Here is a 13,862-nt window from a genome sequence, read left to right on the forward strand (position 1 = left end):
CCTCTGGCAGGATGACCCGCCGGAGGGGGGTGCACTGTGATCGAGAACCGGGCGCCGCGGTGGTTCCGGGCGCGGTACTGCCTGCTGCTCACCGTCCTGTCCTGGACGGCAAGCGCACTGGCCCTCGTCCCCGCCGACGCGGCCGAGCGCCGGCTCGCCCGCTGCCTGGACAGCCCGGGCGTGCCGATGTGGGCGATGGTGCTCGCGGTCGCCGGGATCGCGCTGAACATCGCCACGATCGGCTGGGCGGCCGCACAACTCGTCGTGGTGCTGCGCCGCGAGCACCGGCGGGTCAGCACCGGGCACGCCGTACTGGCGGTGGTGCTGCCGCTGTCGCTGCTGGCCGTGGTGCTGCAACTGCTGGTACTGGCTGCCGTCCACGACGGGCTGGGACCGCACCCGAGCCCCTGCTTCGGCTCCGCCCCGCTGCTGCCCGGCGCTCAGTAGCCGCAGGTGAAGCGCTCGCCGTGGTGGCGGGGCGTCTCCAGTTCGTCCACCAGGGCGGTCGCGAAGTCCGGCAGGGAGATGGTGGACAGGCCGTCCGGGGTGGCGACCAGTTCGTCGGTGGCGGTGCGGTAGGCGCCGGTGCGCTCGCCCGGCAGCAGGCTCTGCGGCGGGCTGAGCACCGTCCAGTCCAGGTCGCTGACGGTGCGCAGGTACTCCAGCGCGCGACCGTGCGCCCGCATCACCTCCAGCTGGCGCGGCGTCACCGACGGATCGTCCCACAGCCGGGTGCCGGCCGGGGTGGTCAGGCTGCCGGCGCTGCCGACAACCAGCAACCTCGGTGCCCGATCGGCGAGTTGACGCAGCCCCGCGACCAGCGCGTGCGCGGCCGGTTCGATCAGCCGCCCCCGGCCCGGACCGTCCCCGCCGCCGACCGCGCTCACCAGTACCTCGGCCGCCGCCGCGACCCGCGCCACATCCGCCGGGTCCAGCACGTCCCCGCGCTCCACGCTGATCGCCAGCCCCTGGTACTCCTCCGGCCGCCGCACCACCGCCGTCACCTGATGCCCCCGCGCCAGCGCCTCGGTCACCACGCACCGACCGATCTCCCCGTTGGCCCCGACCACCACCACCCGCATACCCGACCAGCCTCCCGCTCCACCAGCCCGACCCCCCATCAGACCACGACGCCGGCCACCCGACCGGCAACGAAACCCGCTGCGCAAACCGCTGCGCAAACCGCTGCGCGGGGCCGGGAGCGGGGGCAGGAGCGGGGCCGGGAGCGGGGCGGGGCGGGGGCGCAAACCGCTGCCCGGGGCTGGGAACGGGAGCAGGGGCAGCAGCGGGGGCGGGAGCGGGAGTGGGGACGCAAACCGCTGCCCGGGGCCGGAAACGGGGGCGGGAGCGGGGACGCAAACCGCTGCCCCGGGCCGGAAACCGGGGCGGGAGCGGGGGTGCCGACCGCTCCGCCGGGCAGCAGCGGGAATCCGTCGCGCCCGCAGGGCCCGCGGGGCCACGGGCGGCGCGCATGGGGGATGGCGCGCCGAGTTGCACGCGGGCCCCGCCGAGGAGCCGCCCCGCCTGCGCCCGGCTGTCGGCGCCGAAGCCCACTCGCTGCGCGGGCCGGTGCGGTCGGGGGTGGCGGGGTAGGAGTGTGGGCACCGGACGGCGAGAGGGGTGGCGGGTGGACGGGCTGGTGGCGGATCTGGTGGCCGAGGGGGCGGAACTGGACTCCCTGGTGGCGGAGTTGGGGGCGGCAGGGTGGGAAGTGGGGACACCGGCGGCGGGGTGGACGGTGGCGCACCAGGTGTCGCATCTGGCGTGGACGGACCGGTGGACGCTGCTCGCGGCGCGGGACCCGGAGGGGTTCGCGGCCGCGCTGGAGCGGGAGTTCGCGGACGGGATGGCGGCGGTGGACCAGGGGGCGGCGGAGGGGGTCGGCGAGGAGCCGGCCGCGTTGCTGGAGCGCTGGCGCGCGGGCCGGGCCGAGGTGGCCCGGGTGCTGGCGAAGGTGCCGGAGGACGTGCGGTTGCCGTGGTTCGGGCCGCCGATGAAGGCCCGGTCGATGCTGACGGCCCGGTTGATGGAGACCTGGGCGCACGGGCAGGACGTCGCGGACGCGCTCGGCGTGGACCGCACCCCCACCGACCGTCTGCGGCACATCGCCCATCTGGGCGTCCGCACCGTCGGCTTCGCGTTCGCCGCGCACGGCCTGCCCGCCCCCACCGACCCGATCCGCTTCGAACTCCGCTCCCCCGGGGGCCAGTTGTGGACGTGGGGCGAGGAGGACGCCGACGACCGGGTGTCCGGCCCGGCGCTGGACTTCTGCCTGCTGGTCACCCAACGCCGTCACCGCGACGACCTCGCCCTGACCGTCGAGGGCGACATCGCCCGTGCCTGGCTGCCGTACGCCCAGGCGTTCGCGGGGCCGCCCGGCGAGGGGCGCGAACCGCTGCGGTGAGGCCGACTCGACGGCTGGTCAGTTCCCTTCGAGGCAGGCCGGCCCACCGGGCGTCGATGTGTAACTGCCCGAACCGCTGACCGTGAGCAGATCGATGTTGTGCGAGCCGCCGGGGCCGTAACCGAGCTCGGTGATGCGCCGGCACAGGGCCCGAGCCTGGTCCCGGGTGGTGTCGTCCGCGACGTGGACCTGGACGGTGTACGAAGCGCGGCCGGTGACGGACGTCTCGGCCGGCATGGAGGAGTAGGTGCCGTCGGCAACGTGCGGCAGGCAACGAATCTCGTCCGGGAGCGGGCCCGACCAGCCGCCCATCCAGCTCTCGGTGGGGCTGGGCGCCACGCTGCAGGCGGGCCCGGGCCCGATCGGGCACACACCGTACCGGTGCCGGCAAACGCTTTCCGAAGCCGGTCCGGAGATCGCTGCCGGACCGTCAGACACCGCCGGGGCCCGACGCGGCAACCGGTCAGGGCCGGCAGGCGGGCAGGCCGGGCAGCGACCTGTAGGTGGCGGGTCCTCTGACGGTGAGCACGTCGATGTGGTGCTCGCCGCCGGGGGTGTACCCGAGTGCGGTGATGCGCAGGCACAGGGCCCGGGTCTGGTCGCGGGTGGTGCCGTCCGTGACGTCGACCGTCAGGGTGGTCGCGCCTGGGCGGGTTGAGGAGATGCCGGTCGGCAGGTAGGAGTAGATGCCCCCGAGCACGTGCGGCAGGCAGCGGATCTCGTCCGGGAGCGGGCCCGACCAGCCGCCCTCCGCGCTCATGGTGGGGCTGGGTTCGGCGCCGCAGGCGGGCCCGGGAGCGGCAGTGCCGACGGGGGCGGCCTGCTGCTTGTCGGCGGTGCAGCCGGTGACGGCGAGAGCGGCTGCGGCGAGGGTGACGGCGAGACGCCCGGACATGGCCTCTCCTCCTCAGTCGGGGTACACACCGTACCGGCGTCGATGAGCGCGCACAGCAGGTCGAGAAGACCTGACGTGGCGTCAAATGCCAAGCCGCAGTGGCGAGATGCGCGTCGCGACCAGATTCGTCGCGCCCTGGGTGCGTTCGACGGTGCCGTGGATGAGCAGGCCGGCGCGTTCCAGGACGGTGCGGCGGTGGGCCTCCCACACGGGGCGGTTGCAGATGACGTTGATCAGGCCGGTCTCGTCCTCCAGGCTGAGGAAGAGGACGCCGCCGGCGGTGGGTGGGCGTTGGCGGTGGGTGACCAGGGCGCCGATCACCACGGGGGTGCCGGGCGGGACGTGCTGGAGCTGGGCGGCGGTGACGGCGCCGGAGCGGTGCAGGGCCTCGCGCAGGTGTTGGACGGGGTGGCTGGTGGCGGAGCTGCCGGTGGCCCACAGGTCGGCGATGGTCTCCTCGACGGGGGTCATCGCGGGCAGTGGCGGGGCGTCGGCGCCGGGGAGGGTGCCGGGCAGTGAGTCGGGGTCGGTGGCGGCGTACAGGCCGGCCGACCAGAGGGCCTGGCGGCGGCTCAGTCCGAAGCAGGAGAACGCGCCGGCGGTGGCGAGGGCCTCCATGATCGGCCTGGGCAGGGCGGTGCGGCGGGCGAAGTCCTCCAGGTCGGTGTAGGGGCGCCCGGCGGCGATGGTCTCGGCCTGGGCCTGGCCGAGGCCGCGGACCGAGGTGAGGCCGAGCCGGATCGCGGCCTGCGGGGTCCCGGCCGTGAGGGGATGCGGGTAGGACGGGTGCCGCCCGGGTTCCAGGGTGGGGCCGGGGGCGCTGACCGCGACGTCCACCGCGCGCACCCGTACGCCGTGCCGGCGGACGTCGGTGATCAGGCTGAGCGGGGAGTAGAAGCCCATCGGCTGGTTGGCGAGCAGCGCGCAGGTGAACGCCGCCGGGTGGTGGTACTTGAGCCAGGCGCTGGCCCACACCAGGTAGGCGAAGCTGATCGCGTGCGACTCGGGGAAGCCGTAGCTGGAGAAGGCCTCGATCTTGGTGTAGACGTCCTCGGCGGTCTCCGGCGGGATGCCGCGTGCGGCCATGCCTTCCAGCAGGCGGCCGCGCAGCACGGCGACGCGTTCCAGGGAGCGTTTGGCGCCCATCGCCTGCCGGAGCCGGTCGGCCTCGTCGGGGCTGAATCCGGCGCAGTCGATGGCGAGTTGCATCATCTGTTCCTGGAACAGCGGGACGCCGAGGGTCTTGGCGAGGGCGCGTTCCATGCTGGGGTGCGGGATCTCGACGGGTTCGACGCCGTCGCGGCGGCGCAGGTAGGGGTGGACGGAGCCGCCCTGGATCGGGCCGGGGCGGATCAGTGCGACCTCGACCACCAGGTCGTAGAAGTGCTGGGGTTTGAGCCGGGGCAGGGTGGCCATCTGGGCGCGCGACTCGACCTGGAACACGCCGACGGTGTCGGCCCGGCAGAGCATCTCGTAGACCTTGGGGTCGTGTTTGGGGATGGTGGCGAGGTCGAGCCGCTCGCTGTAGTGCTGTTCGATCAGGTCGCAGGCGTCGTGCAGGGCGGCGAGCATGCCGAGGCCGAGCAGGTCGATCTTGACGAGTCCGGCGCCGGCGGTGGAGTCCTTGTCCCACTGGAGGACGGAGCGGCCGGGCATCCGGGCCCATTCGGTGGGGCAGATCTCGCCGACGGGTTCCCGGGTGAGCACCATGCCGCCGGAGTGGATGCCCAAGTGGCGTGGCAGGCCGTGGAGTTGGCTGCCGAGGTCGAGGACGTCGGCGGGGATCACGGCGTCGTCCTGGACGGTGCCGTGGAACTCGACCTGCCGGGTGAAGGCGTCCACCTGCTCGGACGGGTAGCCGAGCGCCCGCGCGGCGTCGCGCAGCGCGAGCCGGGGCCGGTAGGTGATGACGTTGGCGACCTGGGCGGCGTGGGCGCGGCCGTAGCGCCCGTACACGTACTGGATGACCTCCTCGCGGCGACGGTTCTCGATGTCGAGGTCGATGTCGGGCGGCCCGTCGCGGGCCACGCTGAGGAAGCGTTCGAACAGCAGGCCGTAGTGGACGGGATCGACGGCGGTGATGCCGAGGGCGTAGCAGACGGCGGAGTTGGCGGCGGAGCCGCGGCCCTGGCACCAGATGTTCTCGCGGCGGCAGAAGTCGACGATGTCGTGGACGATCAGGAAGTACCCGGCGAGGTCGCGGGTCTCGATCACGTCGAGTTCGCGGGCGAGTTGGCGGCGGGCCTTGTCGTTGCCGGGGCCGAAGCGCCGCGGTCCGGCCTCGGCGACCAGGGCGCGCAGATGGCTGCTCTCGGTGCGGCCGTCGGGGACGGGGTAGCCGGGCAGTCGCGGGTCGAGGGTGGAGAAGTCGAAGGCGCAGGCCCGGGCGAGGTCGACGGTGGCCTGCTGGACGCCGGGGAACCTGCGCAGCCGGTTCGCCATCTCCCGCCCGGAGCGCAGGTGCGCGGTGCCGGCGGCCATGGTGTACGGGGCGGCCTGCTCCAGGGTGCGGCGTTCGTGCAGGGCGGCCAGGGTCTGGGCGAGCCGGCCCTGCGCGGGCGCGGCGTGGTGGACGTTGTTGGTGGCGACCAGCGGCAGCGCGGTGCGGGCGGCGAGGGCGGCGAGGCGGTCGTTGCGCAGGTCGTCGCCGGGCAGCCGGTGGTCGGTCAGTTCGACGTACACGTTCTGCGGCCCGAACGCCTCGGTGAGGGTGCGGAGTTGCTGTTCGGCGGCGTCCTCGCCGGCGGTCTCCAGGGCGTGCCGGACCCGGCCGCGACGGCAGCCGGAGAGCACCGCCCAGTGGCCGTGGTGGGCGTCGGCGAGCTCCTCGAACGCGTAGCGCGGGTTGTTCTTGGCGCCGCCGCGCAGTTGGGCAGCGCTGATCGCGGCGGACAGCCGCCGGTAGCCCTCCGGGTCGCGGGCCAGCACCAGCAGGTGGTCCTCCGGGCCGAGGGTGAGTTCGGCGCCGAACACGGTGCGGATGCCGGTGCCCTTGGCGGCCTCGGCCAGCCGGACCGCCCCGTAGAACCCGTCGTGGTCGGTGATCGCCACCGTCTCGATTCCCAACGCGACTGCCTCGTCGAGCAGTTGCTCCGGGTCGCTGGCGCCGTCGAGGAAGCTGAACGCCGAATGGACGTGCAGCTCGGCCCACGGGACGGTGCCCTTCGGCGGCGCGGGCCGGAGGCGTTCGGGCTCCTCGGGGGCGTGCGGGACGGGGGTGCCCGCGCCGGACATCCGGCGCTGCAGCTCCGTCCAGGGGAGCGAGGGGTGGCTGGTGAATCCCATCGCGGGTGGTGCTCCGGTCTCGGGGTGGTCGGTGCGGGCGCTCCCCCCGAGCGCGCATGATCTGATGCCTCGTCAACTTCGTTCAGTCGTATGCTCCTTCGACGTACCAGCGGCCGCCCTCCACGGTGAGCAGCAGGGCGCGGCCGCCCTCCACCGCGACCTGGAACCTGGCCCGGCGGCGGGCGGTGCGCGGGTCCCACCAGCGTTCGACGGCCGGCCACGGGCCGGTCCAGCCGAGCACTTCGAGGGTGCGTCCGTGCAGCTCGACCCGGTCCGGCGGGGCGGACACCTCGGCGCGGCCGTCCACCGCGACGGGCTGCCCGTCGCGGTCCAGCACCAGCACCGGCACCGGGTCGGGCGGCACCACGGACGGCGACGGGTCGGCGAGCCGGCCCGGCCAGGGCGCGTCCGCTTTTGTGCTCTCGCGGAGTTCGGCGCTCTCGCGGAGTTCCGCCTCGTCCCACGGCAGTCGCGCCTGCTGCTCGCCGGGGGCCCGGCCGCCCTCGGGGGCGCCGCGCCGCAGCCCGGCGTAGCCCAGCAGCGACTGCACCCGGGCCACCGCCCGCTCCACCCGGTCCTCCGCGACCGCCTCGCCCCACAGCGCCAACTGCCGTCCCCGGTCCGGGAACAGGCCGTCCGGGACGAGACGCAGCGCGGTGAACGCGCCGTCCGCATCGGTGAAGGTGCCGGTGGACTGCCAGGCGTTCAACTGCCAGCGGATCCGCTCGGCGAGAGCTGCCGCCGTCAGCCGTCCCTCGTGCTGCCACAGCCGGGCGACGGTACGGCCGCCCTCGCAGGACACCTCGACCGCCACGCGCTGGCAGGCCAGGCCGACCTCGGCCAGCCGGGCATGCAGACGCTCCGCGAGGGTGCGGCCGACGAACACCAGGGGCTCCGCCAACTCCTCGGGCGGGTCGAAGAGTTGCTCGACCGCGAGGTCCAGGCCCTGGTCCTTGGGGGCCAGCGGGCGCGGGTCCAGCCCACGGGCCTGCCGGTGCGCGGCGCTCCCGGTCGGGCCGAACCGGTTCGCCACCACGTCCGCGGCCAACTCCGCGAACGCCCCCACCGTCTCCACGCCCAGCCGGTGCAACAGCTCCGCCAACTCCGGCTCGCCCAGCGTCGACACCGGGTACGGCGCGAGGAACTCCGGCGTCCGCCCGGCCGGCACCAGCAGCTCCGCGCGGGCCGCCAGCACGGCGGCGAACAGGCCGTCGGCGACACCGAGAAGGCCGCGAGGGGGTTCCGGCTGCGGTTGTGGCTGCGGCTGCGGCTGTGGCTGCGATGGTGGTTCCGGCGCGGGCTTCGGGGCGGGCTTCGGGGCGGGCTTCGGGGCGGCGGGGGTGACCAGGGCGAGCGGGGCGGGGGCGTGCGGCGGGGTGGGCTCGGCGGAGCCGCCATCGATCACCGTGAGCGGGGGACGCGAAGCCTCCTGCTCGGTGAACACCTCGTTCACCCAAGCGGGTTCGGTCTCGTCGGTCAGCTCGTCGGTGGGCTCCTCCGGCACGGTGACCGGCCAGGTCAGGGCCAGGACGGCGGCAACCGCGTCCCGGATCCCGACCGTGAGCGCCTCCTCGCCGCCGAAGTACCGGGCCGGGCCCTTCACCGGGATCGCACACAGCCCCGGCCGGAGCACCTCCACCCGCGGCGTGAACGCCTCCACCGCCGCGACCACCGGCTCGAACCGGCGCGCCTCCGCCTCCTCGTCCCGCTCACGCAGCCGCAACTCCGGGCAGAACCGCTGCGCCAACCGCAACGACTGCCCACGGCGAACCCCCGCCGCCCGGGCCGTCTCCGAGGACGCCAGCACCCGGCCGCCCTCCACCACCGCCACCGCCCCCGCATCCCCGCCCACCGGCGCGGTCGCGACCAACGGCCAGTCCGGACACCACACCACCAGCACCCGCTGCGCCGCCGGCCCCCACCCCGCACCCCCCTCCCGCGCGGTACCCCACAACGGCCCGCCGCCACCACGGCTCACGGACGACGCCGGCTTACGAATCGGATTGGGGTGCTTCATGGCTGGTCACTCGGAGAGAATCGGCGGAACGGAGAACGGGATCAGCGAACGGTCAGGAACACCCCCAAAGCCGGGGGCACCCGCCTGCACCACAGTCCGGACCCGAGGGACCGCAACGGCGGAGACGGCGGCCCAAGACGGCGAAAACGCCGCCGGCACCCCACCCAGCCCACCGCACGGCGACCGCCGGGCCCGCAGGCAAGGGACAGGGCGACGCAACGAGGACCGCAGGCCGGGGCTGCAAGCGCGTGCGCGCGGCGGCGGGCCGAAACGGCGAAGCGCCCGGACCGTCGGGTGACCGACCACCACAACCCACCCAGCTCGCCGTACGACGATCGCCAGGCCGACAGGCAAAGGCCAGGGGGACGCAACAGGCACCGCAGGCCGGAGCCGAAAGCGCGTGCCCGCGACGGCGGGCCGGGACGGCGAAGCGCCATCGGCGACCCGCCCGGACCGCCCGGCGACCAACCACCACAACCCACCCAGCCCCCGGCACCGCCCAACTCGCCGCACGACGACCGCCGGACCGGCAGGCAAGAGACGGGGCGTCGCAGCCGGGCCGAAAGCGCATGCCTGCGGCGGCGAAGCGCCGTCGGCGACGTGGTGACCACCCAGGCTCGTTCGCCGCGAACCCGCTCGCCCGTGGCACCCGGCGGAGCCGCCCGCGTGACCACCGGGTCGGCGAACCGGGGCCGAACGGCAGCGACGGAAAAGACAGGTCGGCGCCGGGTGAAACCGTTGACACCGTGGGCCGTCGTTGCCGAAACCGAACAGCCACGGCAGGCCGGGAGGGTGCGGGCCGGACCGGCTGGGTGTCGGTGGAGGGAGCGGAGCCGAAGGGAGGCGCATCTCAGACCGCCTCCAGGGCGGGCCGGGTGAGTGCGGGTTCGGCGGGGGCGAGGGGGCGGGCGGTGCCGGTGGCGTCGGGGAGCCAGAGGTGGGCGGTGCGGGGGCGGGTGGCGGTGCCGCGGCCTTCGGCGACGGCTTCGACCTGGCGGCCGGTGAGTTGGCCGTGGCCGTCGCCGAGGCCGAACCAGCGGCCGGTGCGGATGCTGAGGCGTTGGGTGGCGCCGGGCCAGGGGCCGGCGACCAGCAGGGCGCAGCGGGTGCGGCGCAGGACGGCGGTGAGGCGGGCGGCGAGGGTGGGGGCGACCGGGCCGGTGGGGCGCAGCAGGATCAGGCCGACGGCGCCGGCGAGGGCGGCGACCACGTCGGGCCAGTGCGGTCCGGGGTGGTCGGCGAGCAGCAGGCGGCGCAGGTCGTAGCCGTAGCCGACGGCGGCGGCCAGTCCGAGTTCGGGGAGTCCGACGGCGGCGGCCCAGGCGGCGTCGCCGGTCTGTTCGGTGAAGGCGCCGGCGCCGAGGGCGAGCAGCAGTCCGGTGTCGCCGGTGACGGAGACGGCGGTGCCGGGGCGCAGTCCGCCGCCGGGGAGCAGTGGGGCGAGGGCGGGGAGGACGGGCAGCAGTTCGGGTTCGGCGATGGTCGGCGTCGGCAGGGCGGGGGCCGGAATGCCGGGCCGCAGCGGGACGACGACCGTTCGATCGCGTTCGAGCGTTCGAGCACGGTCGGCCGCCCGAGCGGGGGCAAAGTGGGCGAAATCGCCCGTCCCGGACGGGTCGATCGATTCTGGTTCGAACGTGTGCACGACTCCAGCATCGAACACTCGTTCGTAAATATTCAAGTCCGGGAATCTGACTGAGCTGCAGAAACACCCGCCCGGCAACCCTCGGTGACCACCCACGCCAAGGTCCGGCCGGGGTTCAGCGGACGCCGCTCGGGCGGAACTGGATGCTGATCCGCGGGCCGACCGCGCCGGTGCTCTTCGGGATGGCGTGCTCCCAGGTGCGCTGGCAGGAGCCGCCCATCACCAGCAGGTCGCCGTGTCCGAGCGAGCGGCGCACCGTCGGGCCGCCGCCGGCCAGGGGGCGCAGCAGCAGGGGGCGGGCCTGGCCGACCGAGAGGATGGCGACCATGGTGTCCTCGCGGTCGCCGCGGCCGATCCGGTCGCCGTGCCAGGCGACGCTGTCCCGGCCGTCGCGGTAGAGGCAGAGCCCGGCGGTGGCGAACGGTTCGCCGAGCTCCGTCCGGTAGTGGGCGCCGAGCGCGTCCCGGGCCTCGGCGAGGACGGGGTCGGGCAGCGTGGCGCCCTCACGGTAGAAGGCCAGCAGCCGGGGCACGTCCACCACCCGCTCGTACATCTCGCGTCGTTCCGCCCGCCACGGCACCCCGTCCACCAGGCGTTCGAACAGCGCGTCGGCGCCGCTCAGCCAGCCGGGCAGTACGTCGATCCACGCCCCGTGGCTCAGCACCGTCCGTTCGATCCCGGCGAGTGGGCCGAGGGCGGGTTCCGCCTCCGGGCCGCCGGTGTCGAACAGCGAACCCTGCAGCTGGTACGTCATGCCGTCCAGCGTACGCTCCGTTCGAACGTTCGTACGATAGTCGGAGAAGGCGAGGCCGCTGACCGGTTCGGTGCGCCGTCGGAGCGATTTTGACCGTTTGACCTAAATTGCCCGTTTATGAGAGAGAATCGCGGGATCAGTCGTCGTCTGATCCTCAAAACTGTCGCCGGTCTCGCGGCGGCGTCCCACGGGATCCTGACCGCCCAGCGCGCCACGGCTGCGGCCTCGACGTGCTTTCCGCAGCCGGAGGTGTCGGCCCGGGCGGCCGACCCGGCGCCGCAGATCGTCGAACAGACCCTGGACGTCCGCTTCACGGAGCTCTCCGTACCGGGCTACGGCCAGGTCACCACCCGCACCTACAACGGGACGATCCCGGGCCCGACCCTGCGCGTGCGCGGCGGGGACACCCTGCGGCTCACACACATCAACGGCCTGCCGCCCAACCGGCCCTTCCACGGCGACCACAACACGCCGCACCACGCCAACAGCTTCAACCTGCACACCCACGGGATGCACGTCTCCCCGTCCGGGCCCGCCGACAACATCCAGCGGGTGTTCGCGCCGCGCACCGCCACCGAAGTGGCCCTCGGCGCAGCGGAACCGCGGTACACGAGCACCATCCACATCCCGGCCGACCACCCCGCCGGCACCTACTGGTACCACCCGCACCTGCACGGAGCCACCGCCGAACAGATCGTCGGAGGAATGGCCGGGGTGATCATCGTCGAGGGCGACATCGACGAGGTGCCGGAGATCGAGGCGGCCGAGGACATCGTCGTCTGCATCAGCGAGCTCAAGTTCGACGACGGCGAAGTCCCCGCCTTCACCTCGGGCAACTGGGTGACCGACATTCCGTCCACCTTCGCCGTCAACGGCGCCGTCAACCCGACCATCACGCTGCGCCAGGGCGAGGTCCAGCGCTGGCGGCTGGTCGCCGCGACCGCCTTCACCGGCCTGCACCTGCGGATCTCCGGGGAGTGCGAAGACCTGACGATGCACCAGATCGCCCAGGACGGCATCAGCTTCGCCGCGCCGGTCGCCCACGACGTGGTGCACCTGGCCATGGGCAACCGCGCCGACGTCCTGGTCCGCGGCGACAGGCCCGGCCAGTACCGGCTGCTGGCCGACGGAGTGCCCGAGCCGCTGATGACGGTCGAGGTCGCGGATGAGCCCGTCGAACCGCCGATGGAACTGCCGACCTCCCTACCCCTCGGCAGGCCGTTCCTCGACGAGAACGACATCACCGACCCCGACGCCGACCGCGAGGTGATCTTCCACGTGGACCCGCGGGTCCTCCCCGGCGCCTTCCCCAACGCCTACCGCATGCTGGGCAGCAACCCCACACCCCCGGCCGACCCCGACGGCGACCTCCGCCGCGACCCCGCCTACGGCCGCTTCGACCCCCACTACGTCAACCACACCCTGCGCCTGGGCACCGTCGAACGCTGGACCGTCCGCACCGACGAAACCCTGCCCGCTCACGCCCACCCCTTCCACCTGCACACCAACCAGATCCTCGTCACCCACCGCAACGGCGAACAACTCGACCCCCCGGTCTGGCACGACACCGTCGCCCTGGCCGGCGGCACCCCCGGCGACTCCGTCACCTTCCTGGTCAAGTACGCCGACTTCACCGGCCACGCCGTCGCCCACTGCCACCAGCTCCACCACGAGGACCTCGGCATGATGCAGACCGTCCACTACGTCGAGGCGTGAGCCGCCGGTCCAACAGGACGCGCACCGGCAGTTGATCGGCCGTCAGCAGGCCTGGCCCCGGCGTCAGAGCTGTTCGAAGTAGAAGCTGCGGATGAAGCAGTCCCGGGGCTGGCCGATCGCGAACAGCACGCAGTCGGTGACGGACTGGGCGGTGAGTACGTCGTCGGCGGTGCGGGAGGCGGTGTCCCAGGCGGGGGCGAGGGGGTCGGCGTCGTCGAAGTCCGGAGGGTAGAGGGCGATCACCCGGATGCCCTCGGGGCGCAGGCGGGCGGAGAGGACGTCGGAGAAACCGGACTGGGCGGCCTTGGCGGCGTAGTAGGCGGGGTGCGAGGCAGAACGGTGGTTGCGCAGTTCGCCGACCGAGGAGACCAGGTTGACCACGTCGGCGGCGGACGAGGCGCGCAGCAGGGGCAGCAGATGACGGGTGATCAGGACGGTGCCGGTGGCGCCGGAGGCGATGGTGTCGGCGATCGCGTCGTCGTCGGCGTCCAGCAGGTCGGCGCCGTGCAGGTAGCGGGCCCCGTTGTTGACCAGGACGTCGACCCGGTCGGTGCGGGACGCGACCTCGGCGGCGAAGGCCCGCACCGAGGCGGGGTCGGAGATGTCGCAGGCCAGGCCCTCCGCCTTCGCCCCGCTGTCGGCGGCGATCTCCTCGGCCGTCCGCTCGGCCGCGTCCAGCCCGCGTGCCGACACCAGGACCCGCGCCCCCAGTCGCCCGGCCCGGATGGCGAGTGCCCGGCCGGTGCCGCGGCCCGCGCCGGTGATGACCACGGTGCGGCCGGTGAGATCCATGAGCTGACCCTTCGTCCACTTCCCAGTACTGAAGGAAGAATAGGACTGTTGATCGAGAAGGGGGGCGCAATGGCCGGGCGGGGTGCGACAGTCGCGGCGGGGTGCGAGTGCGGGGCCGAGGCGCGGCAGGACGTCGGGCAGGCGGTGATGGGTCCAGGTCCGGTCGCGGGGGCGCCAACTCCCCTGCGGGGCTCACCTCTTGGGACGAATGGCGGCGACCCGGGCGGTCAGGGTGGCGGCGGGGCCTGAGGGCAGCGAGCCGTTGTCGGCAATCCCCCGGCGCAGGGCCGGCCGGATGGTTGGATCAAGGCGGCGGTGTCGCCACGGGCGCCGCCGGACGGAGGGACGAGGACG

Annotated in this window: 11 protein-coding genes; 3 read left to right on the top strand and 8 right to left on the bottom strand. The window is 74.0% G+C overall.

From position 1 onward, the window contains the following. The first annotated feature begins 36 nt into the window (after positions 1 to 36). A complete protein-coding gene (locus ACZ6R9_RS27215) occupies positions 37 to 447 on the top strand; it encodes a hypothetical protein (protein ID WP_465540872.1) in 411 nt (136 codons plus the stop codon). Here the strand turns inward: ACZ6R9_RS27215 and ACZ6R9_RS27220 are convergent. Further along, positions 441 to 1,082, bottom strand: coding sequence for an NAD(P)-dependent oxidoreductase (locus tag ACZ6R9_RS27220; protein ID WP_465540874.1), 642 nt, complete (start codon positions 1,080 to 1,082; stop codon positions 441 to 443). The genes ACZ6R9_RS27215 and ACZ6R9_RS27220 overlap by 7 nt on opposite strands. 545 nt (positions 1,083 to 1,627) lie before the next feature. On the opposite strand from ACZ6R9_RS27220, the gene ACZ6R9_RS27225 reads away from it, so the two are divergent. After that, positions 1,628 to 2,404 (top strand): TIGR03084 family metal-binding protein, encoded by a 777-nt coding sequence (locus tag ACZ6R9_RS27225; protein WP_465540875.1) that lies wholly within the window; start codon positions 1,628 to 1,630, stop codon positions 2,402 to 2,404. 18 nt (positions 2,405 to 2,422) lie between these two features. Here ACZ6R9_RS27225 and ACZ6R9_RS27230 read toward each other — a convergent pair whose 3' ends face one another. The 6 genes from ACZ6R9_RS27230 to ACZ6R9_RS27255 all read right to left on the bottom strand — a co-directional run bounded on the left by ACZ6R9_RS27230 (position 2,423) and on the right by ACZ6R9_RS27255 (position 11,000). Then, positions 2,423 to 2,716 (bottom strand): hypothetical protein, encoded by a 294-nt coding sequence (locus ACZ6R9_RS27230; RefSeq protein ID WP_465540877.1) that lies wholly within the window; start codon positions 2,714 to 2,716, stop codon positions 2,423 to 2,425. Between the two features lie 151 nt (positions 2,717 to 2,867). After that, a complete protein-coding gene (locus ACZ6R9_RS27235) occupies positions 2,868 to 3,299 on the bottom strand; it encodes a hypothetical protein (RefSeq protein WP_465540879.1) in 432 nt (143 codons plus the stop codon). 81 nt (positions 3,300 to 3,380) lie between these two features. Further along, a complete protein-coding gene (locus ACZ6R9_RS27240) occupies positions 3,381 to 6,584 on the bottom strand; it encodes an error-prone DNA polymerase (protein ID WP_465540881.1) in 3,204 nt (1,067 codons plus the stop codon). 82 nt (positions 6,585 to 6,666) lie between these two features. Further along, on the bottom strand, positions 6,667 to 8,454 hold the full coding sequence (locus tag ACZ6R9_RS27245; protein ID WP_465540883.1) for a DNA polymerase Y family protein: 1,788 nt from the start codon (positions 8,452 to 8,454) through the stop codon (positions 6,667 to 6,669). 997 nt (positions 8,455 to 9,451) lie between these two features. After that, positions 9,452 to 10,246, bottom strand: coding sequence for a hypothetical protein (locus ACZ6R9_RS27250; RefSeq protein ID WP_465540885.1), 795 nt, complete (start codon positions 10,244 to 10,246; stop codon positions 9,452 to 9,454). A gap of 115 nt (positions 10,247 to 10,361) precedes the next feature. Further along, positions 10,362 to 11,000, bottom strand: a complete 639-nt coding sequence (locus ACZ6R9_RS27255) for an alpha-ketoglutarate-dependent dioxygenase AlkB (RefSeq protein ID WP_380481769.1) — start codon at positions 10,998 to 11,000, stop codon at positions 10,362 to 10,364. A 117-nt stretch (positions 11,001 to 11,117) separates the two neighbouring features. On the opposite strand from ACZ6R9_RS27255, the gene ACZ6R9_RS27260 reads away from it, so the two are divergent. Further along, positions 11,118 to 12,716, top strand: a complete 1,599-nt coding sequence (locus tag ACZ6R9_RS27260; protein ID WP_465540887.1) for a multicopper oxidase family protein — start codon at positions 11,118 to 11,120, stop codon at positions 12,714 to 12,716. A gap of 63 nt (positions 12,717 to 12,779) precedes the next feature. Here ACZ6R9_RS27260 and ACZ6R9_RS27265 read toward each other — a convergent pair whose 3' ends face one another. After that, positions 12,780 to 13,508, bottom strand: a complete 729-nt coding sequence (locus ACZ6R9_RS27265; protein ID WP_465540889.1) for an SDR family oxidoreductase — start codon at positions 13,506 to 13,508, stop codon at positions 12,780 to 12,782. Positions 13,509 to 13,862: the final 354 nt, after the last annotated feature.

This window comes from Kitasatospora sp. NPDC048662 (assembly GCF_055587065.1).

Excerpts from the sequence above, each read along its gene's own strand:
- ACZ6R9_RS27220 (WP_465540874.1), bottom strand. The coding sequence starts at position 1,082 with ATGCGGGTGGTGGTGGTCGGGGCCAACGGGGAGATCGGTCGGTGCGTG.
- ACZ6R9_RS27230 (WP_465540877.1), bottom strand. The coding sequence starts at position 2,716 with ATGGGCGGCTGGTCGGGCCCGCTCCCGGACGAGATTCGTTGCCTGCCG.
- ACZ6R9_RS27235 (WP_465540879.1), bottom strand. The coding sequence starts at position 3,299 with ATGTCCGGGCGTCTCGCCGTCACCCTCGCCGCAGCCGCTCTCGCCGTC.
- ACZ6R9_RS27240 (WP_465540881.1), bottom strand. The coding sequence starts at position 6,584 with ATGGGATTCACCAGCCACCCCTCGCTCCCCTGGACGGAGCTGCAGCGC.
- ACZ6R9_RS27255 (WP_380481769.1), bottom strand. The coding sequence starts at position 11,000 with ATGACGTACCAGCTGCAGGGTTCGCTGTTCGACACCGGCGGCCCGGAG.
- ACZ6R9_RS27260 (WP_465540887.1), top strand. The coding sequence starts at position 11,118 with ATGAGAGAGAATCGCGGGATCAGTCGTCGTCTGATCCTCAAAACTGTC.
- ACZ6R9_RS27265 (WP_465540889.1), bottom strand. The coding sequence starts at position 13,508 with ATGGATCTCACCGGCCGCACCGTGGTCATCACCGGCGCGGGCCGCGGC.